This is a genomic window from Streptomyces sp. MUM 2J, assembly GCF_022414535.1.
Taxonomy (GTDB): domain Bacteria; phylum Actinomycetota; class Actinomycetes; order Streptomycetales; family Streptomycetaceae; genus Streptomyces.
Genome location: NZ_JADWYM010000037.1, coordinates 1 through 25,202, shown reverse-complemented (window position 1 = coordinate 25,202; position 25,202 = coordinate 1). Strand labels below are relative to the sequence as shown.

At 71.7% G+C, this 25,202-nt stretch carries 23 protein-coding genes; 14 read left to right on the top strand and 9 right to left on the bottom strand.

Annotated elements, in window-relative coordinates; all coding sequences use genetic code 11:
- Nucleotides 1–85: 85 nt before the first annotated feature.
- Both scy and mce read right to left on the bottom strand, forming a co-directional pair.
- Entirely contained in the window at nucleotides 86–4,186 is a 4,101-nt protein-coding gene (scy, locus tag I3F54_RS24765) for a polarized growth protein Scy (RefSeq protein ID WP_240121119.1), read from the bottom strand.
- 211 nt (nucleotides 4,187–4,397) lie between these two features.
- A complete protein-coding gene (mce, locus tag I3F54_RS24760; protein WP_240121118.1) occupies nucleotides 4,398–4,838 on the bottom strand; it encodes a methylmalonyl-CoA epimerase in 441 nt (146 codons plus the stop codon).
- Between the two features lie 149 nt (nucleotides 4,839–4,987).
- Here mce and I3F54_RS24755 point away from each other — a divergent pair, with 149 nt between their 5' ends.
- A complete protein-coding gene (locus tag I3F54_RS24755) occupies nucleotides 4,988–6,187 on the top strand; it encodes an acetyl-CoA C-acetyltransferase (RefSeq protein WP_240121117.1) in 1,200 nt (399 codons plus the stop codon).
- Between the two features lie 34 nt (nucleotides 6,188–6,221).
- Complete coding sequence (gene meaB, locus I3F54_RS24750) at nucleotides 6,222–7,178, top strand: methylmalonyl Co-A mutase-associated GTPase MeaB (protein WP_240121116.1); 957 nt, start codon at nucleotides 6,222–6,224, stop codon at nucleotides 7,176–7,178.
- Between the two features lie 324 nt (nucleotides 7,179–7,502).
- Here the strand turns inward: meaB and I3F54_RS24745 are convergent, their stop codons facing one another.
- The 4 genes from I3F54_RS24745 to I3F54_RS24730 form a co-directional block, all read right to left on the bottom strand.
- Nucleotides 7,503–7,979 carry a MarR family winged helix-turn-helix transcriptional regulator gene (locus I3F54_RS24745; protein WP_205385910.1) on the bottom strand — a complete coding sequence of 159 codons (477 nt, stop codon included), beginning with the start codon at nucleotides 7,977–7,979 and terminating at the stop codon, nucleotides 7,503–7,505.
- Nucleotides 7,980–8,071: 92 nt separating this feature from the next.
- Nucleotides 8,072–8,878, bottom strand: a complete 807-nt coding sequence (locus I3F54_RS24740) for an AIM24 family protein (RefSeq protein WP_240121115.1) — start codon at nucleotides 8,876–8,878, stop codon at nucleotides 8,072–8,074.
- Nucleotides 8,875–9,525 carry an AIM24 family protein gene (locus I3F54_RS24735; RefSeq protein ID WP_240121114.1) on the bottom strand — a complete coding sequence of 217 codons (651 nt, stop codon included), beginning with the start codon at nucleotides 9,523–9,525 and terminating at the stop codon, nucleotides 8,875–8,877. Before I3F54_RS24735 ends, I3F54_RS24740 begins: the two co-directional genes overlap by 4 nt.
- Before the next feature lies 1 nt (nucleotide 9,526).
- Nucleotides 9,527–10,159, bottom strand: a complete 633-nt coding sequence (locus tag I3F54_RS24730) for an AIM24 family protein (RefSeq protein WP_240121158.1) — start codon at nucleotides 10,157–10,159, stop codon at nucleotides 9,527–9,529.
- Nucleotides 10,160–10,363: 204 nt separating this feature from the next.
- On the opposite strand from I3F54_RS24730, the gene I3F54_RS24725 reads away from it, so the two are divergent.
- From I3F54_RS24725 to I3F54_RS24690, 8 genes are all read left to right on the top strand, one after another.
- Complete coding sequence (locus I3F54_RS24725) at nucleotides 10,364–10,711, top strand: DUF3817 domain-containing protein (RefSeq protein ID WP_240121113.1); 348 nt, start codon at nucleotides 10,364–10,366, stop codon at nucleotides 10,709–10,711.
- Nucleotides 10,708–11,001 (top strand): MTH1187 family thiamine-binding protein, encoded by a 294-nt coding sequence (locus I3F54_RS24720; RefSeq protein WP_240121112.1) that lies wholly within the window; start codon nucleotides 10,708–10,710, stop codon nucleotides 10,999–11,001. Before I3F54_RS24725 ends, I3F54_RS24720 begins: the two co-directional genes overlap by 4 nt.
- 221 nt (nucleotides 11,002–11,222) lie before the next feature.
- The gene (locus I3F54_RS24715) at nucleotides 11,223–11,975 is read left to right on the top strand and encodes a hypothetical protein (protein WP_240121111.1); all 753 of its coding nucleotides are present in this window, start codon (nucleotides 11,223–11,225) and stop codon (nucleotides 11,973–11,975) included.
- Nucleotides 11,972–12,652 (top strand): DUF4166 domain-containing protein, encoded by a 681-nt coding sequence (locus tag I3F54_RS24710; RefSeq protein ID WP_240121110.1) that lies wholly within the window; start codon nucleotides 11,972–11,974, stop codon nucleotides 12,650–12,652. The genes I3F54_RS24715 and I3F54_RS24710 overlap by 4 nt, the downstream gene beginning before the upstream one ends.
- Nucleotides 12,649–13,299 carry a TetR/AcrR family transcriptional regulator gene (locus tag I3F54_RS24705; protein ID WP_240121109.1) on the top strand — a complete coding sequence of 217 codons (651 nt, stop codon included), beginning with the start codon at nucleotides 12,649–12,651 and terminating at the stop codon, nucleotides 13,297–13,299. The genes I3F54_RS24710 and I3F54_RS24705 overlap by 4 nt, the downstream gene beginning before the upstream one ends.
- 185 nt (nucleotides 13,300–13,484) lie before the next feature.
- Nucleotides 13,485–13,994, top strand: a complete 510-nt coding sequence (locus I3F54_RS24700; protein ID WP_240121108.1) for a MarR family winged helix-turn-helix transcriptional regulator — start codon at nucleotides 13,485–13,487, stop codon at nucleotides 13,992–13,994.
- A gap of 134 nt (nucleotides 13,995–14,128) precedes the next feature.
- Complete coding sequence (locus I3F54_RS24695) at nucleotides 14,129–14,467, top strand: DUF3817 domain-containing protein (RefSeq protein WP_240121107.1); 339 nt, start codon at nucleotides 14,129–14,131, stop codon at nucleotides 14,465–14,467.
- A 120-nt stretch (nucleotides 14,468–14,587) separates the two neighbouring features.
- Nucleotides 14,588–16,288 carry a methylmalonyl-CoA mutase gene (locus tag I3F54_RS24690; RefSeq protein ID WP_240121106.1) on the top strand — a complete coding sequence of 567 codons (1,701 nt, stop codon included), beginning with the start codon at nucleotides 14,588–14,590 and terminating at the stop codon, nucleotides 16,286–16,288.
- Nucleotides 16,289–16,760: 472 nt separating this feature from the next.
- Here I3F54_RS24690 and I3F54_RS24685 read toward each other — a convergent pair whose 3' ends face one another.
- Complete coding sequence (locus tag I3F54_RS24685; RefSeq protein WP_240121105.1) at nucleotides 16,761–17,387, bottom strand: TetR/AcrR family transcriptional regulator; 627 nt, start codon at nucleotides 17,385–17,387, stop codon at nucleotides 16,761–16,763.
- 240 nt (nucleotides 17,388–17,627) lie between these two features.
- Here I3F54_RS24685 and I3F54_RS24680 point away from each other — a divergent pair, with 240 nt between their 5' ends.
- From I3F54_RS24680 to I3F54_RS24665, 4 genes are all read left to right on the top strand, one after another.
- Nucleotides 17,628–18,599, top strand: a complete 972-nt coding sequence (locus I3F54_RS24680; protein ID WP_240121104.1) for a tetratricopeptide repeat protein — start codon at nucleotides 17,628–17,630, stop codon at nucleotides 18,597–18,599.
- A gap of 672 nt (nucleotides 18,600–19,271) precedes the next feature.
- Nucleotides 19,272–19,925, top strand: coding sequence for a DUF6230 family protein (locus I3F54_RS24675; protein ID WP_240121103.1), 654 nt, complete (start codon nucleotides 19,272–19,274; stop codon nucleotides 19,923–19,925).
- 132 nt (nucleotides 19,926–20,057) lie between these two features.
- A complete protein-coding gene (locus I3F54_RS24670; RefSeq protein WP_240121102.1) occupies nucleotides 20,058–20,729 on the top strand; it encodes a DUF6114 domain-containing protein in 672 nt (223 codons plus the stop codon).
- Entirely contained in the window at nucleotides 20,719–22,164 is a 1,446-nt protein-coding gene (locus I3F54_RS24665) for a hypothetical protein (protein ID WP_240121101.1), read from the top strand. Before I3F54_RS24670 ends, I3F54_RS24665 begins: the two co-directional genes overlap by 11 nt.
- Nucleotides 22,165–22,595: 431 nt before the next feature.
- Here the strand turns inward: I3F54_RS24665 and I3F54_RS24660 are convergent, their stop codons facing one another.
- Both I3F54_RS24660 and I3F54_RS24655 read right to left on the bottom strand, forming a co-directional pair.
- Nucleotides 22,596–22,985 (bottom strand): hypothetical protein, encoded by a 390-nt coding sequence (locus I3F54_RS24660; RefSeq protein WP_240121100.1) that lies wholly within the window; start codon nucleotides 22,983–22,985, stop codon nucleotides 22,596–22,598.
- Between the two features lie 81 nt (nucleotides 22,986–23,066).
- On the bottom strand, nucleotides 23,067–25,202 hold a 2,136-nt coding region (locus tag I3F54_RS24655; protein ID WP_275676758.1), incomplete at its 5' end, for an ALF repeat-containing protein.

Sequence of the window (25,202 nt, the reverse complement as noted above, 5' to 3'; positions counted from 1 at the left end):
CACCCCTTTTGAGTGGCTAAGCGGCACACGGCTTGCCAAAGAGTAGGACAAAGGCCTCAGAACACACCCGAACCAGTGTGGTTGGCTAGCCGTCTGACGACTTGCCACCCGAACGAGGGGCTCCGACGGTGGCGCCGGCCTTGACACCGCCGTCCTTGCCCGCACCCGGCGCCTCGAAGGACTCCAACGCCTCCAGCACGTCCTGGACACGGGAGATCTCGGCCTGGATGTCCTCGCGGCGGCGCACCAGGACCTCCAGCTCGCGCTTGCCCTCCTCGACCGTGAGACGGGCCTCGCGGATCGCCTCGGCCTTCAGCTCCTCGGCCTCCTTGACGAGCCGCGCCTTCTTCTGCTCGGCCTCCTTCAGCAGGCCCTCGGCCTTCTTCACGGCGGCGATGCGGACCTTGCCCGCCTCCGAATTGGCCTCCGAGACGATCTCCTTGGACTTCGCCTGCGCCTTGGCCAACTGCTCCTCGGCCGCCTTGATCAGCGCGTCGCAGCGGTCGCCGGCCGACTTCATCGTCTCGGCGGACTCGCGGCGGGCCCGCTCGTGCAGCTTCTCGATCTCGGAGGTGAGGCGGTCGCGCAGCTCCTCCGCGCGCTCCCTTATCTGCGTGGCGTCCCGGCGGGCGCCGACGAGCAACTCGTCCGCGTCCGTGCGGGACTTCTCCACCCGTGCGTTGCCCTCGACGGTCGCCTCGGAGACGATCCGGTCGGCCTCCTTGCGGGCCGCGCCGACCATCGTGTCCGCCTGCGATTCCGCGTCCGCGGTCGTCTTCAGCGCCTGCTCCTGGGCCTCCGCCAGCAGCTTGTCGACCTCCGCGGTGGTCTCCGTGATGAGCGTGTCGACCTGCTCGGCCGCCTCGCTGCGCCGCTTGTTGGCGTCCTTGCGGACCTCGTCCAGGATGTGCTCGGCCTCCGCGCGGGCAGCCGAGACCACCCGCTCGGCCTCCTGCGCCGCGTCCGTCCTGACCCGCTCCGCCTCGGTGCGGACACGCTCGGCGTGCTGCCGGGCGGAGCCGACCGTCTCGGCGGCCTCGGCGCGCAGCCGCTCCGCGTCGTCGGTGGCGTCCGCGACGAGCTGCTCGGCCTGGGCGACGGTCTCGGCGCGCAGGCGGTCGGTCTCGTCGACGGTCTCGGTGGTGAGGCGCTCGGCCTCGTTGCGGGCCTCGGTGATGAGGGTGTCGGCCTGTGCCGCGGCGTCGGAGCGGATGCGGTTGGCGTCCCCGCGGGCGTCCGCGCGGGTGCGGGCCGCGTCCCGGTCGGCCTGCGCGCGTGTGTCCGAGGCCTCCGTCCGCAGCCGGTCGGCCTCCTCCAGCGCCTCCGTGCGGACGCGGTCGGCCTGGGCGACGGTCTCGGCGCGCAGGCGGTCGGTCTCGTCGACGGTCTCGGTGGTGAGGCGCTCGGCCTCGTTGCGGGCCTCGGTGATGAGGGTGTCGGCCTGTGCCGCGGCGTCGGAGCGGATGCGGTTGGCGTCCCCGCGGGCGTCCGCGCGGGTGCGGGCCGCGTCCTGGTCGGCCTGCGCCAGGGTGTCCGAGGCCTCCGTCCGCAGCCGCTGCGCGTGCTCGGAGGCGTCCGCACGCAGGCGCTCGGCCTCCGCGAGGGCTTCCACCGTCGTGCGCTCGGCGAGGGCCTTGGCGGCCTCCGCCTCCTCCTGCGCCTCGCGGCGCACCCGCCCCGCGTCCTCGCTCGCCCGCTCCCGCTCGGCGTAGGCGTCGGTGCGGACCCGGTCCGCCTCCTCCTCGGCCTCCCGGCGGGTGCGCTCCGCCACCACCTCGGCGGCCGAGCGCAGTCCGGCGATCTCCTCCTGTGCCTGCTCGTGCAGTCCGGCCACGGAGTCGCGGACCTGCTGCGCGTGCTGCTCGGCCGCGGAGACCATCTCGTCGGCGCGCCGGTCGGCCTCCTCCACCAGCCGGACCGACTCGGCCTGCGCCTCCTCGACCCGCTTGCGGGCGCTGGCCAGCAGGTCCTCGCTCTGCTCGCGGGCCCGCTCGCGCTCCTGGTCGGCCTCCTGCCGGGCGGCGCCGAGGAGTTCCTCCGCCTCGCGGCGGCGCCGGGTGGCCTCCTCCTGCGCGGCGGCCAGCGTCTCGGACGCCTCTGCGGCGAGCCGCTCCGCGGCGGCCTGCGCCTCGGCCCGCATCCGGTCGGCGCTCTCCTGCGCCTCCGACTTCAGCCTCTCCGCCTCGGTCGCGGCCTCCGTGGTGAGCCGCAGCGCGACGGACTCGCCCTCGGCACGGGACGCGGCGGCGTCCGAGGCGGCCTCGGTGCGCAGCCGCTCGGCCTCCTCCTCGGCCTGCTGCCGGAGTGTGCGGATGCGCTCCGCCGACTCCGTGCGCAGCCGCTCGGCCTCGTCGGCGGCCTCGCGGCGGATGCGCGCGGCTTCCTCGCGGGCCTCCGTCAGCGCCTGCTCGGCGTCGGCGAGCCGCTGCTCGGCCTCGGCGGCCAGCCGGGTCAGCTCCTGCTCGGCCTCGGACTGCCGGGCGGTGACGGCACGCTCGGCCTCCTCGCGCAGCTCCTGCGCGGCCCGCTCGGCGTCGGCCCTGACCCCGTCGGCCTCCTCGGCGGCCTCGGCCCGCTGCCGCTCGGCCTCCTTGCGGGTGCGCTCCAGGGTCTCCTCGGCCTGCCGGCGCAGCGAGGTCGCCCGCTCGATGGCCTCGGTGCGGACCTTCTCGCTGTCCGCGGTCGCGGTCTGCCGCAGTTCGTCGGCGTCGGCCTTCGCCTTCGACAGCAGTTCCTCGGCGGACCGGGCCGCCTCCTCGATCTGCGCGACGGCCTCCTTGCGGGCCTCGGCGCGGATCTTCTCGCCCTCGGCGACCGCGTCGGCGCGCAGCTGCTCGGCCTCGCCGCGCAGCCTGCGGGCCTCCTCCTGGAGCTCGACCGTCTTGGCGCGGTACTCCTTGGTGTCGTCCTTCGCCGCGCCCTTGAGCTGCTCGGCGATGTCGTGCGCCTCGGCCCGCAGCCGGTCCGCCTCGGCCTCGGCCTCGGTGCGGATCCGCTCGCCCTCCTCGGCGGCGGCCCGGGTGGTGCGCCGGGCCTCCTCGGACGCCTTGTTGAGGACGTCCTCCGCCGTCCTGGCCGCCTTCGACAGCTGGGTGGCGGACTCCTCGGCGGTGATCGTGCGGGCCTTCTCCGCGGCCTCGGCGACGATCTTCTCGGCCTCGGCCCGCGCGTCGGCGACGACCTGTTCGGCTTCGGTCCTGGCTGCCTCGGCCTCCTTGGTGGCCTCGCCGACCAGCCGGGCGACCTGCTCCTTCGCCGTGCGTGTGCGGGTCTCGTTGGCCGTCTCGGCGCCCGCGAGGGTCCTGGCGGCGGAGTCCTTGGCCTCGGTGAGGACCTTGTCGGCCTCGGACTGCGCCTTGCGCAGCGCCTCCTCGGCCTCGGCCATGCGCTGCTCGGCGGCCCGGCTCAGCTCCTGGGCGCGGCGGCGGGCCTCCTCCGACTCGCTGGCGCTGGTGCTGCGCACCTGCTCGGCGTGGTCGGTGGCCTCCTGGGCCTGTGCGGAGGCGGCGTTCAGCAGCCGTTCGGCGTCCGCGCGGGCCCGCCGCAGCAACTGCTCGGCCTCCGCGCGTGCGGCCTCCGCCTCGCTCTCCAGGCGCCGGCGGGCCTCGGAGGTCAGGCGTTCGGCCTCCGTGCGGGCGGCGGACATCGCCTGGTCGACGTCGGCGCGGGACTGCTCCAGCAGGCGGCGGGCCTGCTGCTCGGTGCGGGCGCGCAGCTGCTCCGCCCACGCCACGTTCTCGTTGACGTGCGACTCGACGGTCGCCCGGCGCTCGGCGAGCTCCTGGTCCAGCTGCTGGCGGCGGGTGACCGCCTCCTGGTGCAGCTCGGCCTGGAGCCGGGCCGCCTGCTCGGCGTGTTCCTGGAGGATCCGCTGGGTCTGTGCCCGTGCCTGGCTCAGTTCGCGCTCGGCGTCCGCGCGCAACTGGTCGGCCTGCATCTGCGCGTTGCGGAGCAACTGCTCCGCCTGGTGGCCGAGGTCCGACCCGTCGAACGCAGGCCGGGACATGATGGTGCGCCGTGCCTCGTGCAGCTTGGCACGCAGCACCTCGACCTGGTAGCCGAGGTCCTCGGCGTGCTGGATCGCCTTTTCCCGCTCGGTCTTCAGCCGCTTCATCTCGGCTTCGAACCGAGTGAGGTGGTCGACGTCAGCCGCCGGCTCCCGCTCCTGGCTCTCGTAGCCCCGCACTGCGCGGTCCCATCCGTCCCCTGGTCGCAAGTCTCTCCAACGAGCTCCGTCCATCCGCCGAACGGGGCCCCCGGGGAAATGGTGACAGATCGGCGACGGAGCACGGGCTGCTGCCCCGGCGCTCCCTCCCCGAAACCTGGACCCCGGAATGCGGCCACTGCCGGGTTGGGCGGCGACCGCACCCAACCCTACCGGCCCATATGTACGGAGGTCAGTGCTCAGGCGACTCAACGGGTGCCGAAGTGACCAGTTCGGTGAGGACGCCGTGGCAGTCCTTGGGGTGCAGGAAGGTGATCCGCGATCCCATCGAGCCGCGTCGGGGCTCGTCGTACAGAAGGCGTACGCCCTTGTCGCGGACGGCGGCTGCGTCGCCGTCGACATCCGCCGTACCGAAGGCGATGTGGTGCACGCCCTCGCCGTTCTTGGCGAGCCACTTCGCGACGGTGGAGTCCTCGCGGGTGGGTTCCAGGAGCTGGAGGTAGGAGGCGCCGCCGTCGGAGGTCTCGTTGATCTTGAGCATGGCCTCGCGCACGCCCTGCTCCTCGTTGACCTCGGTGTGGAACACCTCGAAGCCGTAGGTGGCCCGGTAGAACTCGACGGTGGCGTCGAGGTCGTGGCAGGCGATCCCGATGTGGTCGATTCGCGTCAGCATGCTGCTAGTGCAGCGCTCCCGGCATGGTTACGCAACGTGCGCGCGATCACACCGACGGGCCGGTGACGGCACGGAGTGCCACTCAGTACATTCGAAGTAAACCCTCGTTCACTCCTCGGCCGTGCAGGCCGGTAAGGGGATCGCAGCTCATGGCAACTGCAACGAACAGTTCGGTGATCGTCGCGGGCGCACGCACGCCCATGGGACGGCTGCTGGGCTCTCTCAAGTCCTTCTCCGGAGCCGACCTCGGCGGCTTCGCGATCAAGGCCGCCCTGGATCGTGCGGGCATCGGCGGCGACCAGGTGCAGTACGTGATCATGGGCCAGGTGCTCCAGGCCGGCGTGGGCCAGATCCCTGCCCGCCAGGCCGCGGTCAAGGCCGGCATCCCGATGAGCGTGCCCGCGCTGACCGTCAACAAGGTGTGCCTGTCCGGCCTGGACGCGATCGCGCTGGCCGACCAGCTGATCCGGGCCGGTGAGTTCGACATCGTCGTGGCCGGCGGTCAGGAGTCCATGACCAACGCCCCGCACCTGCTGCCGAAGTCCCGGGAGGGCTTCAAGTACGGCGCCGTTCAGATGCTCGACGCGATGGCCCACGACGGCCTGACCGACTCCTTCGAGGGCATCGCGATGGGCGAGTCGACGGAGAAGCACAACGCGCGCCTCGGCCTCGGCCGCGCCGAGCAGGACGAGATCGCCGCCCTGTCCCACCAGCGGGCCGCCGCCGCGCAGAAGAACGGCGTCTTCGAGGCCGAGATCACCCCGATCGAGATCCCGCAGCGCAAGGGCGACCCGGTCCTGTTCAGCAAGGACGAGGGCATTCGCGGCGACACCACCGCGGAGTCGCTGGGCAGGCTGCGCCCGGCCTTCGCCAAGGACGGCACGATCACGGCGGGCTCCAGTTCGCAGATCTCCGACGGCGCCGCGGCCGTGGTGGTGATGAGCAAGGCCAAGGCGGAGGAGCTGGGCCTGGACTGGATCGCCGAGATCGGAGCCCACGGCAACGTGGCCGGCCCGGACAACTCTTTGCAGTCGCAGCCGTCGAACGCGATCCAGCACGCCCTGAAGAAGGAGGGCCTGGGCGTCGAGGACCTCGACCTGGTCGAGATCAACGAGGCCTTCGCCGCGGTCGCCGTGCAGTCAATGAAGGACCTGGGCGTGTCCACGGAAAAGGTGAACGTCAACGGCGGCGCCATCGCCCTGGGCCACCCCATCGGGATGTCCGGTGCCCGCCTCGTGCTGCACCTGGCGCTGGAGCTGAAGCGCCGGGGCGGCGGTGTCGGCGCCGCCGCGCTGTGCGGTGGCGGTGGGCAGGGCGACGCGCTGATCGTGCGGGTCCCCAAGGCCTGAACCCCGGTTCACAACTACTCGGAACGGAGCTGTGATGCAGGACGTCTCCATGCTGGTGGCCCAGGCCAGGGAAGGCCGGCCACGGGCCGTGGCCCGGCTCATCTCCCTGGTGGAGGGGGCGTCCCCGCAGCTCAGGGAGGTCATGTCGGTGCTGGCCCCGCTGACGGGCCATGCGTACGTGGTCGGCCTGACCGGTTCGCCCGGGGTCGGCAAGTCGACGTCGACCTCCGCACTGGTGACGGCGTACCGCAAGCAGGGCAAGCGGGTCGGCGTCCTCGCCGTCGACCCGTCGTCGCCGTTCTCGGGCGGCGCGCTGCTCGGTGACCGGGTCCGCATGTCGGAGCACGCCTCGGATCCGGGCGTCTACATCCGTTCCATGGCCACCCGCGGTCACCTGGGCGGTCTCGCCTGGGCCGCCCCGCAGGCGATCCGCGTCCTGGACGCGGCCGGGTGCGACGTGATCCTGGTGGAGACGGTCGGTGTGGGCCAGTCGGAGGTGGAGATCGCCTCCCAGGCGGACACGAGCATGGTGCTGCTCGCCCCCGGAATGGGCGACGGCATCCAGGCGGCCAAGGCGGGCATCCTGGAGATCGGCGACGTGTACGTCGTCAACAAGGCCGACCGGGACGGCGCCGACGCCACCGCCCGCGAGCTGAACCACATGCTGGGCCTCGGGGAGTCCCGCGGCCCGGGGGACTGGCGCCCGCCGATCGTGAAGACGGTGGCGGCCCGCGGCGAGGGCATCGACGAGGTGGTGGAGGCGCTGGAGAAGCACCGCGCCTGGATGGAGGAGCGGGGGGTCCTGGCCGAGCGGCGGCTGTCCCGCGCCGCCCGCGAGGTGGAGACCATCGCCGTCACGGCGCTGCGGGAGCGCATCGGCGACCTGCACGGCGACCGCCGCCTCAGCACGCTGGCCGAGCGGATCGTCACCGGTGACCTCGACCCCTACCGTGCGGCGGACGAACTGGTGGCGGGTCTGACGGAGTCCTGACCCGCGACCGCCCGTTCCGGGCCCGCCCGCGACCACCTCGGTGGCCGCGGGCAGCGGCGCTCGGGGGCGGGGGAGCGCCCGCCGAACGCGGGCGGTGCCGGACGCGGGAGCCCGGGGGCGGTGCCCCGGGCTTGTTCACCCGCGTCTTCGGGGTGCCGTCGCCGGGCCGGGCGTGCGGCGCCCCGGAGCCGGGTACGCCTGGTGCCCCGGCGGACGGGAGCCGCGACCGGGATCGTGGCCGCGGCCCGTGCCGTGTCCGGGAGGGGCGCCGGTCATGGCGCCCCTCCCGGACACGGCGCCGGCCGGGGGCGCGGTCCCGCCCGGTCAGGGCCGGCCGCGCTGGGCCCGCAGGTGGTCCGCGATGGGCTTCAGGGCCTTGTCGAGCTCTGCCAGGGAGTCCGGGGAGAGGAGATCGATGAAGTGCCGGCGCACGGAGGCCACGTGGTGCGGTGCGACCTTCTGCATGGTCTCCATGCCGTGCTCGGTGAGCACCGCGTAGAGCCCGCGGCGGTCGGACTCGCAGTTCTCGCGGCGCACCAGGTCGGCGTTCTCCATACGGGTGATCTGGTGCGAGAGCCGGCTCTTGGACTGGAGGGTGGCGGAGGCGAGATCGCTCATTCGCATCCGCAGATCCTCCGACTCGGACAGGTTCACCAGGATCTCGTAGTCGTTCATTGTCAGGCCGAACGGCTGCAGGTCCTTTTCGAGCTGGTACGTCAACAGTCTGTTGACCTCCAGGTGGGTGCGCCAGGCACACTGCTCCGCATCGGTCAGCCAGCGCGTGGCCGTCTCGGTCTCCATCAATGAAGTCTACCTAAGAAGTTGAAAAGCGAACTAATCGGGGGGCTGTGACAGTGCGCATGCGTTCGACGTCACACTCCGCAGACTACCGCTCACAGCCCGAAGCGACGCTGGAGGTCTCCCAGCTGTCCGGGAAGGCGCGGTACCCCCGGCTGCGGTCCTTGTGTACTGTGCGCCCCTTCTGCGCCGGGTACCCCGGCCTGCCGCGGGACCGCACCCGTGGCCTGCTCGGCCATCAGGGTCTCGGTCGACTGCAGCAGTACCGTCCCGGCGCCGACGAACTCGAACTGGTGCTCCTCGCCGGAGGCTCCGCCGAGGCCCGTCATCGCACGTAGACCGCCCATCACGCCCGTCAGGTAGCCGTGGTCGTAGTGATGGCAGGGCGAGGGGCAGTCGGCCCAGCCGACGAGCGCCTGCGGATCCACCCGGATCGGTGGCTCCATGAACACCACCGGCCCGTTGGACGCGGCCACGAACTTTCCGGTTCCGATCAGTGTGAGAAAACCCGGGACGATCGACTGCTTGAGCGCGAGACTTGGCTGAAAAGCGAGGAGATTGCCCGAGCGAATGGTCAGGTTGCCCTCGTCCAAGTCGTAGGAGTTCACGTCGAAGGCCCGGTCGGCCAGCAGCATCTTGCCCGAGCCCTCGGCCACCACCCAGTCGCTCGCGTGCAGAGGCGAATGGAAGGACGTGCGGACGAGGCGGTCCAGCCGGCCGTGGCCGACGCCGTTGAACTCGATCGCGCCGTAGTAGGCGATCATCTTCCCCTTCTGCAGGAACCACTGGTTCCCCCTGAGCTCCACGCAGAAGGTGTACGCGTTCACGCTGTCGTCGGCCGGCAGGCTCGCGGGGTCGAGGACCCGGGGGCCGCTGCCGGAGGGTCCGTAGGGGGTGCTCACAGCTTCTCCTCCGACGCCTGGACGTACACCGTGCCGCTGCCGCTGAGCTCCAGCTGGAAGGCCTCGCCGGAGCCGCGGCCCACCAGGTCCCGCCAGCCGAGGGCGGTGGAGAGCTTGTTGCGCACGTCGCCGTGGTGGGCGACGTAGGCCTGCGGGTCGACGTGGACCGGCCGCTGAGGGGTGATCGGGATCTCCAGGACGCCGCCGTGCGCCATCACGGCGACCGCGCCGTGACCGTCGAGGGTGGTGGTGAACAGCCCCTGGCCGGTGACCTGCCCCCGGACCATGCCCATGACGCCGCCCTGCGCGCCCAGGAACATCGTGCCCTGCCGGAGCGTGCCCTCGAAGGCGAGCAGGCGGTCGGCCTCCACGTACAGCGTGTCGCCCGCGAGGTGGATGACCTGCACGTGATGGCCGCCGTGCCCGAAGAGCACGGTGCCGCTGCCCTCCACGGTCATCAGCGGCGCCGCCTCCCCGGCGACCCGGCGCCCGATCATCGACATGACCCCGCCCTGACCGCCCTGGATGCTGGGGGTGAAGGACACCTCGCCCCGGTACGCGAGCATCGCGCCGCGCTGACTGAACAGGCGCTGCCCGGGGACGACCGCCGCCTCCACCATCTTCGAGTTGATCTCACGGAAGGCCATGTCAGAGGTCCCCCGCGATCGTGTTCCGCTCGCTCGGTTGGACGTACACCAGGCCCTCCCCCTCGAACCGGATCTGGAACGCCTCGCCGCCGCCCTCCCCCAGGAGTGTGCGGAAGGTCACGCCGGACTGGAAGGACTGCCGCAGGTCTCCCTGGTGGGCGACGTAGGCGCCCGGGTCGACGGTCAGCGGGTACTGCCCGCTCACCTTCAGCACCACCGCCGGCCCGTCCGACATGATCGCCGCCTGGCCGTGCCCCTCGACGGTCGTCGTGAAGAGGCCGTTGCCCTGGGAGGCGCCGCGGAGCCCGGTGAAGGTCGTACCCGTCCTCAGCCCGCTGTCGGTCGCCAGCAGGTTGCTCGACTCCACGTGCAGCCTCTCGCCGCGCAGGTTCACGAGGTTGATCTCCGACGCACGGTCCGCGAACCAGCAGGTCCCCTGCCCTCTCACCTCCATCAGCGTCATCTGCTCGCCGGTGAGCCGCCGGGTCACCATCCCCCTCAGGCCCTCACCGCCACCCGTCAGTTTCTTGAAGGCCATCTGCCCGTCGTACGCGACCATCGAGCCGTTCTTCGCCTTGACGGCATCCCCGGTCATGTCGACGGCGAGCACCTTGCTGCCCTGTAGTCGGAACATCGCCACGGTGTGAAGGTAGCCGCCGGTCGGCGGCGGGGGACAGGGCCGGGAGGCGGAGGCCGACCCCGAGCGGACCCTGAATGCACCCCGAGCGGACCCTGAGCACACCCCGGGGCGCACCGTTTGTCACAATGGACGCACGCTTGTGCGTCCGTTCACAAACCGGCGGACCGCTGACGACGAACCTCCCACCGAAGGTGATCCGTGGACATCAAGACAGCCTCCGCCCTCCGCCGCCTCCGCCTGGTCTCGGCCCCCGAGGCGGTCTCCTTCCTCATCCTGCTCGTCTGCTCGGTGCTGAAGCGGACCACCGACTTCAACGCGGTGCCGGTCATGGGGGCGGTCCACGGCGTCCTGTTCGTCCTCTACGTGATCTTCTGGGCCGACGCCTGGAACCGCGCCCGGTGGGGTCTGCGGACCGCCGCCCTCTACTTCGTCCTCTCGGTCCTGCCCACCGGCGGGTTCTTCGCCGAGCGCAGGCTCAGGCGTGAGGCCGAGGACGCGGTGATCGCCTCCCGCGCCCGCCGGGAGGAAGGGGCCGTCAGCGCATGATCGTCGCATTCTCCGTCACGCCGCTGGGGGTCGGCGAGGACGTGGGCGAGTACGTCGCCGACGCGGTGCGCGTCGTGCGCGAGTCGGGTCTGCCGAACCGCACGGACGCCATGTTCACCTCGATCGAGGGGGAGTGGGGCGAGGTCATGGACGTCGTCCGGCGGGCCGTCGCCGCCGTGGAGGAGCGAGCCCCGCGGGTGTCGCTCGTCCTCAAGGCCGACATCCGCCCCGGAGTGACGGACGGCCTGACGTCCAAGGTGGAGACGGTCGAGCGCCACCTCGACGGATAGGCGCCACACCGCCCCTGTTCCGGGCAGCGCCGCCGCCCTCCGCCGGATCCGCGCGCCGGGTCCCCCGGCGGATCCGGCAGCCGACCGACTCCCGAGAACCCCGGTCCCACACGGGCCGGGGTTCTTCCGTCGCCCTTGTTTGAGCGATCGCTCAAATCCCTGTACCGTCGTGCCGATGATTTGAGCGTTCGCTCAAACACTGGGCTCACCCGGGGGAACACATGGGGCTCTACATCGAGGCACGGATCCGTGCCGACCTCGACGACCTGTGGTCGCACACGCAGGAACCGGACCGGCACCAACGCTGGGACCTGCGCTTCACCGAGATCGACCACCTTCCGCGCGCGGCGGGCGAACCGCAGCGCTTCCGCTACGCCACCCGCGTGCTGCCCCTGCTGACCATCACCGGCACCGGGGTGTCGGCCGGTGAGAAGGAGCGCCCGGACGGCACCCGCACCTCCGCCCTGCGGTTCGCCTGCGCACACCCGCTCTCGCTGCTCGCCGAGGGCAGCGGCTACTGGCGCTACGTCCCCGACGGCGACGGCATCCGCTTCCTCAGCGGCTACGACTACCGCCCCCGCTGGGGCCGCTTCGGCGCCCACACCGACCGGTGGCTGTTCCGCCCCCTGATGGGCTGGGCCACCGCCTGGTCGTTCGACCGGCTGCGGCTGTGGCTGGAGCGCGGGATCACCCCCGAGCGGGCCCGGCTGAACTGGCTTCTGGAACTGCTGGTGCGCGCCCTCGTCGTCGCCGGCTGCTGCGCCGGTCTGGCCATGGGCTCCGCGCTGCACCTGCTCGGCCCGTTCGCGGCGTCCACGGCCTACCTGTGCCCGCTGCTGCTGGCGGCCGCCCTGTGCGCCGCGCTCCTCGCCTCCCCCCTGCCCTGCACCCCGGCCGCACGCCGCTGCCTGCGCCGTCCGCCGACCCGCGTGCAGGCGCCGCGGCTGCTGCGCACCTTGGAGGCGCCGCGATGAACTCGATCTTCCGGACCGTGCTGGGAGACGGCTTCGACCGCCTCCACCCGCAGTTGCAGCGCCGCTTCTCCGTCGGCCTGGCAAGCGGCGAGGCGTGCACGGGCCGGGGCGTGATGGACCGGATCTGGCACGGGCCCGCCTTCGTGAAGCCGTTCCTCGCCCTGGGCGCCACCCGCAACATCCTCGTCCCGCGGACCGGGCGTCACGTTCCCTTCACCATCGAGAACGTGCCGTACGCCGACTCCTTCGGGCGTGAGACGGTGACCTTCGTGCGTACCTTCCAACTGCCCGGCCGTGCCCGCCGGTTCGACGCCCAGATGGTGCTCGGCCCCCGGGGCGACCGCATCGTCGACTATCTCGGCACCCATCAGCACCTCGCCAGCGACCTGTACCTCCGGGCCGACCCCGACGGCTCGCTGCTGATCCGCTCGGGCGAACACCGCTTCCGGGAGGGCAGGGTGGACGTGCGGGTGCCCGAGCTGATCGGCGCGACGGCCGAGGTGCGGGAGTCGTACGACGACATCACCGGCCGCTTCCGGGTCCGGGTGCGGGTCGTCAACCGCCGTTTCGGGCCGCTGTTCGGATACGAGGGCTCCTTCACCGCGTCCTACGCCGACGTACGGCGCCGCGGCGTGCGCGCGGGGCTGCGCCCCGTGCGGGAGGAGTCGCGCGCGTGAGGCCCGAGACGGCGAAGTCCCGGGAGACCAAGGCCAAGTTGCTGGAGGGCGCGCTGCGCACGCTCACCGAGCAGGGGATCGCGAAGACGTCGGCGCGCACGGTGGCGGCGGCCGCCGGGGTCAATCAGGCACTTGTCTTCTATCACTTCGGCTCGGTGGACGAACTCCTCGCCGCTGCCTGCCGGTACGGAGCGGAGAAGGCGGTGGCGGCGTACCGGCCGCGGCTCGCGGCGGTCTCCTCGCTGTCCGAACTCCTCTCCCTCGGACGGGAGATCCACGAGCGGGAACGCGCAGGCGGGCACGTCTCCCTCCTCGGCCAGCTGCTGGCCGGCGCGCCGACGCACGCGGCGCTGGGCCCGGCCACCGCGGCGGGGCTCGATCTGTGGATCGCCGAGATCGAGAAGGTGCTGCGGCGCGTGCTGGAGGGCACGCCGTTCGCGGAGTTCGCCGATCCGGCGGGGCTGGCCCGCGCGGTGTCCGCGTCGTTCGTCGGGATCGAGCTGTACGAGCAGGTGGACGTCGCCGGCGCGGGCGCGGCCCTCGACGCCCTGGAGCAGCTGGGGGCACTCGTCGCGGCGTTGGAGGAGCTGGGGCCCGTCGCCCAGCGGGCGGTGCGGCACCATCTGCGCAGGGCCGGCCGCCGGTGACATCCTTGCGCGGCCCGGTGCACCGCGAAGGGAGCCGGTGGCCCGGGGTGCGCCCGGTGGTCCCGGAGGTCCTGCCCCACCGGGTACCGGCCCGGGCGAGCAGGTACCCGGCGGATCCTGGACCCCGGCGACCGAAAGGCGAGACGGGGCTGACCAGCATGTGACCGGCCGGTAAGGTCGAGGGCGTGCCGAAGCCGCTCAGTCTCCCCTTCGACCCCATCGCCCGCGCAGACGAGCTCTGGAAGCAGCGCTGGGGAAATGTGCCGTCCATGGCCGCGATCACCTCGATCATGCGGGCGCACCAGATCCTGCTCGCCGAGGTCGACGCGGTGGTGAAGCCCTACGGGCTGACGTTCGCGCGCTACGAGGCCCTGGTGCTGCTCACCTTCTCCAAGGAGGGGGAGCTGCCGATGTCCAAGATCGGCGAGCGTCTCATGGTGCACCCCACCTCCGTGACGAACACCGTCGACCGCCTGGTGAGGTCGGGCCTGGTGGGCAAGCGCCCCAACCCCAATGACGGCCGCGGCACCCTCGCCTCCATCACCGACCAGGGGCGCGAGGTGGTCGAGGCCGCCACCCGGGACCTGATGGCGATGGACTTCGGCCTGGGCGCCTACGACGCCGAGGAGTGTTCGGAGATCTTCGCCCTGCTGCGCCCCCTCCGGGTCGCGGCGAACGACTTCGACGAGGACTGACCCCGGAACCGCCGTCCCGGGGCCTGCCCGGACCGGGATCCCGTTCCTTCCCCGGCGGCGGGCCGCTCCCCGGGGGTCGGTCCCGGACCGACCCCCGGCAAGATCTCCCGGAACGCCCGGTTACGCTCGTACGCATGAAGAAGAGCGTGCTGACGCGCTACCGCGTCATGGCCTACGTGACCGGTGTGCTACTCGTCCTGCTCACGCTGGGCGTCATCGCCAAGTACCTCCTGGACGTGGACGGCGCCGACGGGTTCACGAGCGTCGTCGGCATCGCGCACGGCTGGCTCTACGTCGTCTACCTGATCTTCGCCTTCGATCTCGGATCCAAGGCGAAGTGGCCGGTGAAGAAGCAGCTGTGGGTGCTGCTGGCCGGGACGATCCCGACCGCCGCCTTCTTCGTGGAGCGCCGGGTCAGCCACGAGCTGGAGGCGACGGTCACGCAGGGTGGCCCTGTGGGCGCCGAGGCGTAGCCGCCGCACCGCCGTGCGTGAAGTGCGCACGGCGGTCCCCTCGCCCGTTCGGAGCAGGTCTCCCGATTAACCGCCGTTAACCGTCGACATTTACTAGGACGTCCAAGTAAATTTGTCGGTATGGACGCTGACGCCATCGAGGAGGGCCGCCGCCGCTGGCAGGCCCGGTACGACGCCGCACGCAAGCGCGACGCTGACTTCACCACGCTCTCCGGCGACCCCGTGGAGCCGGTGTACGGGCCCCGGCCCGGGGACACGTACGAGGGCTTCGACCGGATCGGCTGGCCCGGGGAGTACCCCTTCACCCGCGGTCTGTATCCGACCGGCTACCGGGGGCGTACGTGGACCATCCGCCAGTTCGCCGGGTTCGGCAACGCCGAGCAGACCAACGAGCGCTACAAGATGATCCTCGGCAACGGCGGTGGCGGCCTCTCCGTCGCCTTCGACATGCCGACGCTCATGGGCCGTGACTCCGACGACCCCCGCTCGCTCGGCGAGGTCGGGCACTGCGGCGTCGCCATCGACTCCGCCGCCGACATGGAGGTGCTGTTCCGGGACATCCCGCTCGGGGACGTCACCACCTCCATGACCATCAGCGGGCCCGCCGTGCCCGTCTTCTGCATGTACCTCGTCGCCGCCGAGCGGCAGGGCGTCGATCCGGGGGTGCTCAACGGGACCCTCCAGACCGACATCTTCAAGGAGTACATCGCGCAGAAGGAGTGGCTCTTCCAGCCGGAGCCGCACCTGCGGCTCATCGGCGACCTGATGGAGTACACCAGCGCCGGCATCCCCGCCTACAAGCCGCTGTCCGTCTCCGGCTACCACATCCGCGAGGCCGGTGCGACGGCCGCGCAGGAACTGGCGTACACCCTGGCCGACGGTTTCGGGTACGTGGAGCTGGGCCTCAGCCGCGGCCTGGACGTGGACGTCTTCGCGCCCGGCCTGTCCTTCTTCTTCGACGCGCACGTGGACTTCTTCGAGGAGATCGCCAAGTTCCGCGCGGCCCGCAGGATCTGGGCGCGCTGGATGCGGGACGTCTACGGTGCGAAGAGCGACAAGGCGCAGTGGCTGCGTTTCCACACCCAGACCGCCGGCGTCTCGCTGACCGCCCAGCAGCCGTACAACAACGTGGTGCGCACGGCCGTCGAGGCGCTCGCCGCGGTGCTCGGCGGCACCAACTCCCTGCACACCAACGCCCTCGACGAGACCCTGGCGCTGCCCAGCGAGCAGGCCGCCGAGATCGCCCTGCGCACCCAGCAGGTACTGATGGAGGAGACCGGTGTCGGCAACGTCGCCGACCCGCTCGGCGGTTCCTGGTACATCGAGCAGCTGACGGACCGCATCGAGGCCGACGCCGAGAAGATCTTCGACCGGATCAAGGAGAGGGGGCTGCGGGCCCATCCCGACGGGCAGCACCCCATCGGGCCGATCACCTCCGGGATCCTGCGCGGCATCGAGGACGGCTGGTTCACCGGCGAGATCGCCGAATCCGCCTTCCGCTACCAGCAGTCCCTGGAGAAGGGCGACAAGAGGGTCGTCGGCGTCAACGTCCACACCGGTTCGGTCACCGGGGACCTGGAGATCCTCCGGGTCAGCCACGAGGTGGAGCGGGAGCAGGTGCGGGTGCTCGCCGAGCGCAAGGCGCGGCGGGACGACGCCCGGGTGCGGGCCGCCCTGGACGCGATGCTGGTTGCCGCCCGGGAGGGCGGCAACATGATCGAGCCCATGGTCGACGCCGTCCGCGCGGAGGCCACGCTCGGCGAGATCTGCGGAGTGCTGCGCGACGAGTGGGGCGTGTACACGGAGCCGGCGGGCTTCTGACCTCGGCCGCCCCGCCCGGTGCACCTCACGGTCCCCGCCGCAGGGCGGGGTCGTGAGGTATGTGCCGCCCGCCCCTCAGGGGAGGGCGGCGATGCCGGGGCTTGCGGAGGAGTGCTCCGCGAGCTTCGACGTCGAGTTTCGCGGCCCGTGACCTGACGGCAGCTCCCTTCTGCCGTCAGGGGCGGCGCCTTGCCGACGACGGTCGTGATCCGACAGCCGACAGCCTCGTCGCCGAGCGAGGGGTCCTTGAGGCGCTTCACGTCCTCGTAGGTGAGGCCGAGGGTCCTGGATCCCTTCGGGCACTTCTTCAGTGACGTGCGCAGATCGGACATGACCTGCTGGGCGTTTCACGGTCAAGGCGGGTCCGTGCGCCTCTCCGCGCAGTCGTCCGGCACGCGACCTCACCCGGGTGTCCGCAACGAGCCGGCGGTGTGCGTGCGCCGCGGTGCCGTACGTCCGTGAGGAGCGGATGTCAGTGTGTCGCGGAGGCGGCAAGACCGTTCAGGAGGAGCAGGGTGAGGTCGCGGGCCCACGGCACGTCGACGACGGCGTCGCTCACCAGGGCGCGGTGGACCACTGCGCCGGCGACCACGTCGAAGATCAGGTCGGCGGTGCGCGCCGCCTCCACCGGGTCGGACTCGGGCGGCAGTTCCCCACGCCGCTGGGCGCGGGCGCGGCCGGCCAGGACCAGTCGCTTCTGGCGGTCGACGATCGACTCGCGGATGCGCGTGCGCAGGGCGTCGTCCCGGGTGGACTCGGCCACCACGGCCATCAGGCCACTCTTGGCCTCCGGGCGGGCCAGGATCCCCGCGAACTGCAGGACGACGCCTTCGATGTCGGCTGCCAGGCTGCCGCGGTCGGGTAGTTGGAGTTCGTCGAAGAGCTCCGCGACCGCGTCGACCACGAGTTCGTTCTTGCCCGACCAGCGCCGGTAGAGGGTGGTCTTCGCCACCCCGGCGCGCGCCGCCACGTCTCCCAGGGTGAGTTTGGACCAGCCCAGCTCCACCAGCGCCGCCCGCGTCGCGGCCAGGATGGCGGCGTCCGCGGTGGCGCTGCGGGGACGCCCGGTACGCCGTGCGGCGGACGTGCGGCTCTGCATGCCATGACCATAACCGGCGCTTCGCGGGTGTCCGTGGGTGAGGGAGATCACCGCGGCAAGGTGTCGCGCACCCCCGCGGTGTATTACGCTACGAGTCGTAGCGAAAGCGTGCGGTGGACCCCGTACGAGCGGCGACCACAGGGGCGCGGGTGGGGACCCGGCGCCGACGGCGCACGCGGGTCGGGGACGGCTCGCCCGCATCGTTTTCTCGCACACGCGCGGACGGGGGAGGATAGACACATGCAGCCACGGAACATGTCCATGAGCGGCGCCGTCGACCTCGCCGCGGTGAAGGCGGCCCAGGAAGCCAAGGCCAAGGCGGAGCAGGCGCGCGCCGAAGCGGCCCGGCAGGGCGGGGTCGGCGCGGTGTCGCCCGCCGATCTCGTCATCGACGTCGACGAGGCCGGCTTCGAGCGCGAGGTTCTCCAGCGCTCCACCGAAGTGCCCGTCGTCATCGACTTCTGGGCCGAATGGTGCCAGCCCTGCAAGCAGCTGAGCCCCGTCCTGGAGCGGCTCGCCGTCGAGTACAACGGGCGGTTCCTGCTTGCCAAGGTCGACGTCGACGCCAACCAGATGCTGATGCAGCAGTTCGGGATCCAGGGCATCCCGGCCGTCTTCGCGGTGGTCGCCGGCCAGGCGCTGCCGCTCTTCCAGGGGGTCGCGGGCGAGGCGGAGATCCGGCAGACCCTCGACCAGCTGATCCAGGTGGGCGAGCAGCGCTTCGGGCTGACGGGTCTGACCGTCGACCCGGACGCCGAGCCGGGCGCTCCCACCCCGCAGGCCGCCCCGGCCGGCCCGCACGAGGCGGTGCTGAACGCCGCCGCCGAGGCCCTGGACGCCGGTGACCTGGGCGGTGCCGTCCAGGCCTACAAGAACGTGCTCGCAGAGGACCCGACCCACCCCGAGGCCCGACTCGGTCTCGCCCAGGCCGAGTTGCTCCAGCGGGTCCAGGGTGTCGACCCGCAGCAGGTGCGCCAGGAGGCCGCCGAGAAGCCGGCCGACGTGCAGGCGCAGATCACCGCCGCCGACCTGGACCTGGTCGGCGGGCACGTCGAGGACGCCTTCGGGCGGCTGATCGAGGCCGTGCAGCGCACGGCGGGCGACGACCGGGACGCCGTGCGCCTGCGGCTCCTGGAGCTGTTCGAGGTCGTGGGATCCGAGGACCCGCGCGTGACGGCGGCTCGGCGGGCACTGGCGCGAGCGCTGTTCTGAGCGGGGCGGAAGACCTGTTCTGAGCGGGGCGAGAGACCTGTTTTCGACCGGCCGTTGACCACTCGGGCACGTGGTGCCCGAGTGGAGGAAATCGGCGAGATGCCTTCAACGCGGTCGCGCTTTGCCAAATCTTGGTAATCGCGACCGCTGTTACTGCGAGTAAGCCGCAGTCGTTTTTCTGTCTGGTTATGTCCAGCGATCAATAGTTTTGTCCTCCGCTGAAGTGGCACCGTGCGTCGCCACCCGGGATCGGCCGGCCGTCCGCCGGTGATCCAGCCGTTACTAGCGAGTAACGAACCCCCTTGTGCGGGCGGCCGGAATGCACCACGATCGGCCACGCTCGGTCCGTTCCCACCACCCGACAGCCGGTCGGGCCACGGGAGTTCCTGGGTCCCCACCGAGCAGAGCCTGCGACAGTGGTGCCGGCTCTAGGGCAGGGGGGTCTTCGCCGACCCAGGCGAAGCCTGTCCGCAAGGTTGTGCGTGATGCGTGTCAGGCGCGACCAGTGGTTGTCGCTCGGGGGTGATCGCCGGTGATTCGGGTGCGTTGTGCGCCTTCGACTACGGGCGCTCTCCTTCCCGAGGACGTAGCACTTCTCCCATCCCTGCCCGGCCGAGCCGCCGTCGAGGGGCGAGCCGAAGGCAGGAGATGTACGTCCGAGAAGGAGGAAATATGGAGTCCCAGGTGCGTGGCGGGACCAGATGGAAGCGGTTCGCTGTGGTCATGGTGCCCAGCGTCGCCGCGACGGCAGCGATAGGCGTCGCCCTGGCTCAGGGCGCGCTGGCCGCGTCGTTCAGCGTGTCGGGCCAGTCGTTCAAGGTGAGCGCCGACACGCTGCACGGCGAGGGCTTCTCCCAGTACGGGGCCATCGACCAGGGGTACACCCTCACCGGTGAGAAGGCGCTCCACCCCGTCGCGGTGTCGGCGTTCAACACCGCCCGTATCAAGAACATGTGCCAGTCGGTCGTCACGCCCAACATCCCGCTGCTGGGCTCGGTGAGCCTGCAGCTGACGGCGGGCAACAGCGACGACGAGACCAAGCAGGTCCACGCCGAGAACCTGTACATCGACGTCGAGGACCTCGCCGCCGATGCCACGTTCCACGGCATCGACATCGGTGTGGCCGGCCAGGACCTGAACAAGGGTCCCAAGATGAAGGCGGGCGAGGTGAGCCAGAAGCAGGCCAACCCGTACGGCTTCGCCCAGCAGGCGACCTCGGCGGACCTGAACGGCGTGGAGCAGACGGCGTGGGCGACCACCGCCGGAACCTTCAAGCTGCCGGGTCTGAGGATGAAGCTCCAGGCGGGCACCCACGAGTGCTACTAGGCACTCGGTGACGGGCGGGGGGAGGCTCAGGCGCCCCCCGCCCGCGTTCTCTCCGCGTGCCTGCATCCCCCCACACCACCACCGCAGAACCACCCCTCACCACAGCAACGCCGCACCAGGGAGCTGTTTTCCATGAGCGCCGAGACTCCTGCCGCACTCAGCCAGCCCAATCGCTGGAGGCTGCAGTTCCGCGCCTGGCGGGGCACGCGGCCGTTCTGGGCCGGACTGTTCGTCATGTTCGGTGGCGTGCCGATCATGTACTTCCCTTACGCGCACCTGCAGTTCGGTCACCTGACGCTGGCGATGTCCACCACCGCCGGCGCGGGCTCACTCATCATCGGCGTGCTGCTGGTCGTCCTCGGCATCAGCCTCTGGGTCCAGATGCACATCCGCGTCTTCGCGGGCGTCGCGGCGATCCTGCTGGCGCTGGTGTCCATCCCCGTGTCCAACTTCGGCGGTTTCGTGGTCGGCTTCCTGTTCGCCCTCGTCGGCGGCGCGATGGCCGTCGCCTGGGTACCGGGTGCGCCGCCCGCGGAGGAGTCCGCAGCGACCGCCGCCGCGACGGCGGAGGCCGCCCCGGCACCGCAGGAGACCGCCGCCCCCGCGGGCGAGGTCCCCGCGGGCGAGGTCCCGGCGGGCGAGGTCCCCGCGCAGGAGGCCACCGCGAACGGGGGTGACGCGGCCACGGAGTCTGCCGCTCCGGACGCCGCGGTCCCGCAGCCGGCGGACGAGGGGAACGCACCGAACGATCTGTCAGGAACGAGCCCGGGCAACGGGGCGAACGGGAGGCACAGTGCCGGCTGACGAGGTGACTCACGAGGCGGACGCGGAAGCGTTCCGTGTGAGAACCGGGCCGCGCCATGCGGCACCCAAGAAGCCGCTGTTCACCAGGTTCCACATGCCGGCCGGGCGGGCCATCGCCTCGGTCGCGATGCCGACCGCCGTCCTGATGGGGCTGGGCTTCACCGCCTCGCTGGCCGTGGCCGACAACAACCCCTCCTCGGCGCAGTCCTCGAAGCTGGCCGACGAGTACCAGGACTGTGTGGCGGCCGTGGACGGCAGCGGACAGGACGCGTCCACCACTCCGGAGCCCTCCGCCTCGGCGGGCACTTCCGGTGCGGAGGCGGGCCAGGGCACGCAGGACTCCGCACAGGAGCAGACACCGTCGCCGGACTCCGGTTCGGGCGGGTCCTCTTCGCCGGATTCAGGTTCCGACGACAAGGCCGCCCAGCCCACGCCGACCGCGACGTCCTCGGCGTCTCCTGCCTCCGAGGGATCCGGCACCGGCTCCACCGGGACGGGCACGGACACCGCGAATACGGCGGGCACGGACACCGCGAAGACGGCGGAGACCGCCACCGTCGCGCCGACGCCCGCCCCGTCGCCGTCCGAGACCGACAAGGGCCTGCTGGAGGCTCTCGGTGACGCGATAGCCGGGATCTTCACCGGTGGCAGTGGCAGTGGCAGTGGCAGTGGCAGCGGCACCGAGCCGTCGAGCCCGGAGCCCACCGCGACTCCGACGCCGACCGCCTCCGCCACGACCGGGTCGGGAGGCGCCACGGACACCGCCACCTCCGGTACCGGGGACGGAGGCGGCAGCACCGGTGCGACCGGGAAGACCGCCGGCGGCACAGCGACCGACGCGGCGCGGGACGCCGCCCGGGGCACCGCCCCGAAGGCGGCGGAGCCGGCCCCGAGCGCCACCGAGGCGCCCGCGGTCGCCGCGTCCCCGAGCCCGTCGGCGAGTTCCACCCCGGTCCCGGCCGACTGCGAGGCGGCGACCGACGCCCTCAGCGGCGTGGACAACGAGATCCTCGTCGCCGACGACCCGTGGTACCTCGACGCCAGCTCGCTCCTGCTGAAGGGCGCCGACTACCAGGGCATCGTCGAGGTGCGGACGGCGGGCGGGACGACGAAGAAGGTCCTGAAGTACGTCATCAACGACGGCACCGACATCGGCGACCTGCACCAGACGGTCAAGGACAAGCAGTCCGGCAAGACCTACCACGTGCAGGCTTCCGGGGGCTCGACGTCCACCATCCGGCAGGGCTCCACGGTGATGTACACCCAGAGCATCTCCGGCAACCTCTTCGGCCTGATACCCATCACGTTCAGCCCGGACAACCCGCCGCCGCTGAACATCCCGCTGATCTACTTCACCCACGTGAAGGTCGTCCAGGCCGCCCAGTTCGGCGGGACGCTGACCGTGCCCGGCATGCACGTCTACACCACCGACTGACCGTCGGCGCGAGCCGCTCCGGCGGCCACGACACACCGAGGGCACTCCTGCCCGCAGACGCCGCCGGTCCCTTCGCCCCGCCGTGCCGACTCGGCGGGGCGAAGGCGTGCGAAGGGCGGGCGCGGGAGCGGGGTGTTCCGGCGAGGTGCGCGCCGACGCGGGCAGGGTCGTCGGCGGCCGGTCTCCTCGGTCCCGCCGCACCTCGCCCCCGGTCGGGAAGGGGATGCCGCCCGGGCGCCCGCACCGTCTCCGCCGGATCCTCCGCCGGCCGACTCGGTTGCGTGGACCTTGGCACCCCCCGTACGACGAAGGCGGCTCCGAGGACCACGACCGGGTCCTGGGAGCCGCCGTCACGCCCGCTCCCGAGTCGGCCGACGCGTCCCCGTGGCGGTGGTGGGTGCCCCGACGCGTCCGCCGAACCACCGGTCGGGTCAGGTGTTGGACAGCCAGACGGCGACCACGACTCCCATGGTGATGATCATCGAAAAGGTGATCCACACCAGAGACGGCGCGTGAACCTTCACTTTGATGTCCGGGTTCTGCTCTTGTTTCAGAATGTCGGCGGCGACCCATTTCTTCACCGGGACGATCATGATGACGAACATGAGCAGAATGGAGCTGTACAGATACAGCGTGACGGAGAAGGAGTAGTTTTTCGCCACTGCGTACATGACCATGGTGACGCCGAGGACGGGCGGGATGAAGGAGACGCTTTTCTTCCCCTTCGGTGTCGGCATCGTCCAGCGCATCAAGGCGACGTGTATCGGGGTGATGGCGGCTGCTATCGCGACCCAGGCAAAGGTGGGCAAGGACAGGAACATGGTCAGTGGCCCTTCCGGAACGGAACACGAAGGGTGCTGTCGAATCATCCGTATTCCGTCCCGGATCGTATCACCCGCTCATTACCAGGGGGTCAGAGCATGCCAGGTGTCACTGACGGCGCTGCCGACCGTGTCCGTGGCCTTGTCCCAACTCGTGGTGAAGACGCCGATGGCCGGTGATATCACTTCCTGCTCCAGGCGTGCGGCGATGATGGGGGCGGACCGCAGGCCTTCTGCGCCCCAATCGATGATGCCGGACACCCCGCCGAACTTGGTGAAGGGGACACCGCCGGTGAGGACACCGACGGCGACTCCGGCGGCGGAGGTGAGGAAGGCCTTCGACGTCCAGCCGTCGGTGAATCCGGTGATGACGGCGCTGGCGACGCCGGTGACAAGGGAGATGGAGCCGGCGATTCCCGAGATCGCCTCACCCAGCGGCGGGGGGACGAGGAGTGACGCGGCGGCGACCCCGCCGCTGATGCTGGAGACGGCGGAGAGGACGTTGGCCACGTCCCGCCAGTCGTCCTTGGTTCCGCCGAGGAACGTGCCGGGATGGTCCACCTTGTCGTTGTCGGAGGTGTCGGCGGGGTCGACACCGCCCTCCTTGGCCTTCCGCGCCGCCTCGGCGGCCGCCTTCGCAGCCGCCTCCTGCTCGGCCTTGCGCTTCGCGGCGGCGACCTGGCGTGCCTCGGAGGCGGCCTGCGCCGCGGCCTTCGCGTCCTTGCCGGCCTGAGTCGCGGATGCGCGGGCGGCGGTGGCGGACGCCTGCGCGTCGTTGGCGGACTGCACCGCCGCACTCGCCGACGCGGTGGCCCGGTTGGCGGAGTAGTTGGCGCGGCGGGCGGCGCTGCGCGCGGCCAGGGCTGCGGACTTCGCCGTCGCGGCCGATGCGTCCGCGTCCTTCGCGGACTGCTCCGCCGCGTCCGCGTTCGCGTCGGCCTCCTCGGCGTACTCGGCGGCCTGGGTGGCGGACTTCTCGGCGGCGTCGGCCCACCAGGTCGCCTCGTCCGCCGCATCCCTCGCCTCCGCCGCCGCCCTGGACGCCTCCGCGGCGTCCGTCTGCGCGTCCTGCGCGACCTTGGCGGCGTGGGCGAGGGAGGCGCGGATGGCGCCGATGTGGGCGGCGGCGTCGGCGTCGAGTTGCACCATGCGGGGGTGGATGGTGGTCAGGAAGTCCCGGCGCATCCAGTCCGGGCCCTCCGCCGCCACTTCCGCCGCCATCTTCGTGTAGGGCCCGGCGGAGGAGAGGACGGAGAGGACGGCGACCTTGTCGTCCTCCTGCTGCGCCTTCCCGTAGGCGGTGGCGAAGAAGTCGTGGACGGCTTTGGCGGAGCCGGCGGCGAGGGCGTCCTCGGCGGCCTTCCGGACCGCCGCCCCGGGGTTCTTCCCGAGGATGCGGAAGAGGGCGACCAGGTTGTCGTCCTTCGCCGCCTCGACCATGCCGGTGGTGAGGAAGGCGGTGGGGGCGCCGGTGTCGGTGGACTGGAGGGCCTGCTGCGCCGCTTCCGCGACGTCGACGGTGGAGATCTGGGCGAGGTAGAGGACGGTCTCGCGGTCGTCCTGGTTCTGGGCCAGGATCCGGTCGGTGTCGATCCAGGCCAGAACGGCCTGGTCGTCGTTGGCGAGGGCGTACTCGGCGGCCTCCCGGGTCCAGGTTCCGTGGGAGGCCAGCAGGTTGACGCAGGCGGTGCGGCCGGCGACGACCGCGGCCGCCTCGTCCCCTGCCGTGAGGGCGTTCTCCGCCTGGGCGATGAGGTCGCGGGTGGCCGAGTCCTGTGCCTGACTCTGCGTGAGCTGGTTGCGGGCGGCTTCGACGTCTTGCTGCTCGATGGCGGCGAGGCGGCGGGCCTCGTCCATACCCTGCTCGGTGTGCTGGTCTATCTTGGCCTGCTCCGCCTCGCGTGCCTGCTGCTCCACCGCCTGCGCGTCCGCGACGGCCTTCACCGCCGCGTCGGCCGCCTCCTTCGCGTCGGCGGCGTACTGGGTGGCGCGGTTGGCGTAGTCGACGGCTTGGCCTGCGTACTTGGCGGCTTCGTCCGCGGCGTCGGCTGCCTTGTCCGCGTGGTTCGCGGCGGAGTCGGCGGCATCCCGTGCCGCCCGCGCCGCGGTCGCGGCCGTGGCGGCGAGGCTCTGGGCGGCGGAGGCGGCCCGGGTGGCCCGCGCCGCCTGTGCGTCGGCCTCCTCGGCAGCCGCGCGGGCGGCCGCGGCCTCCGACTG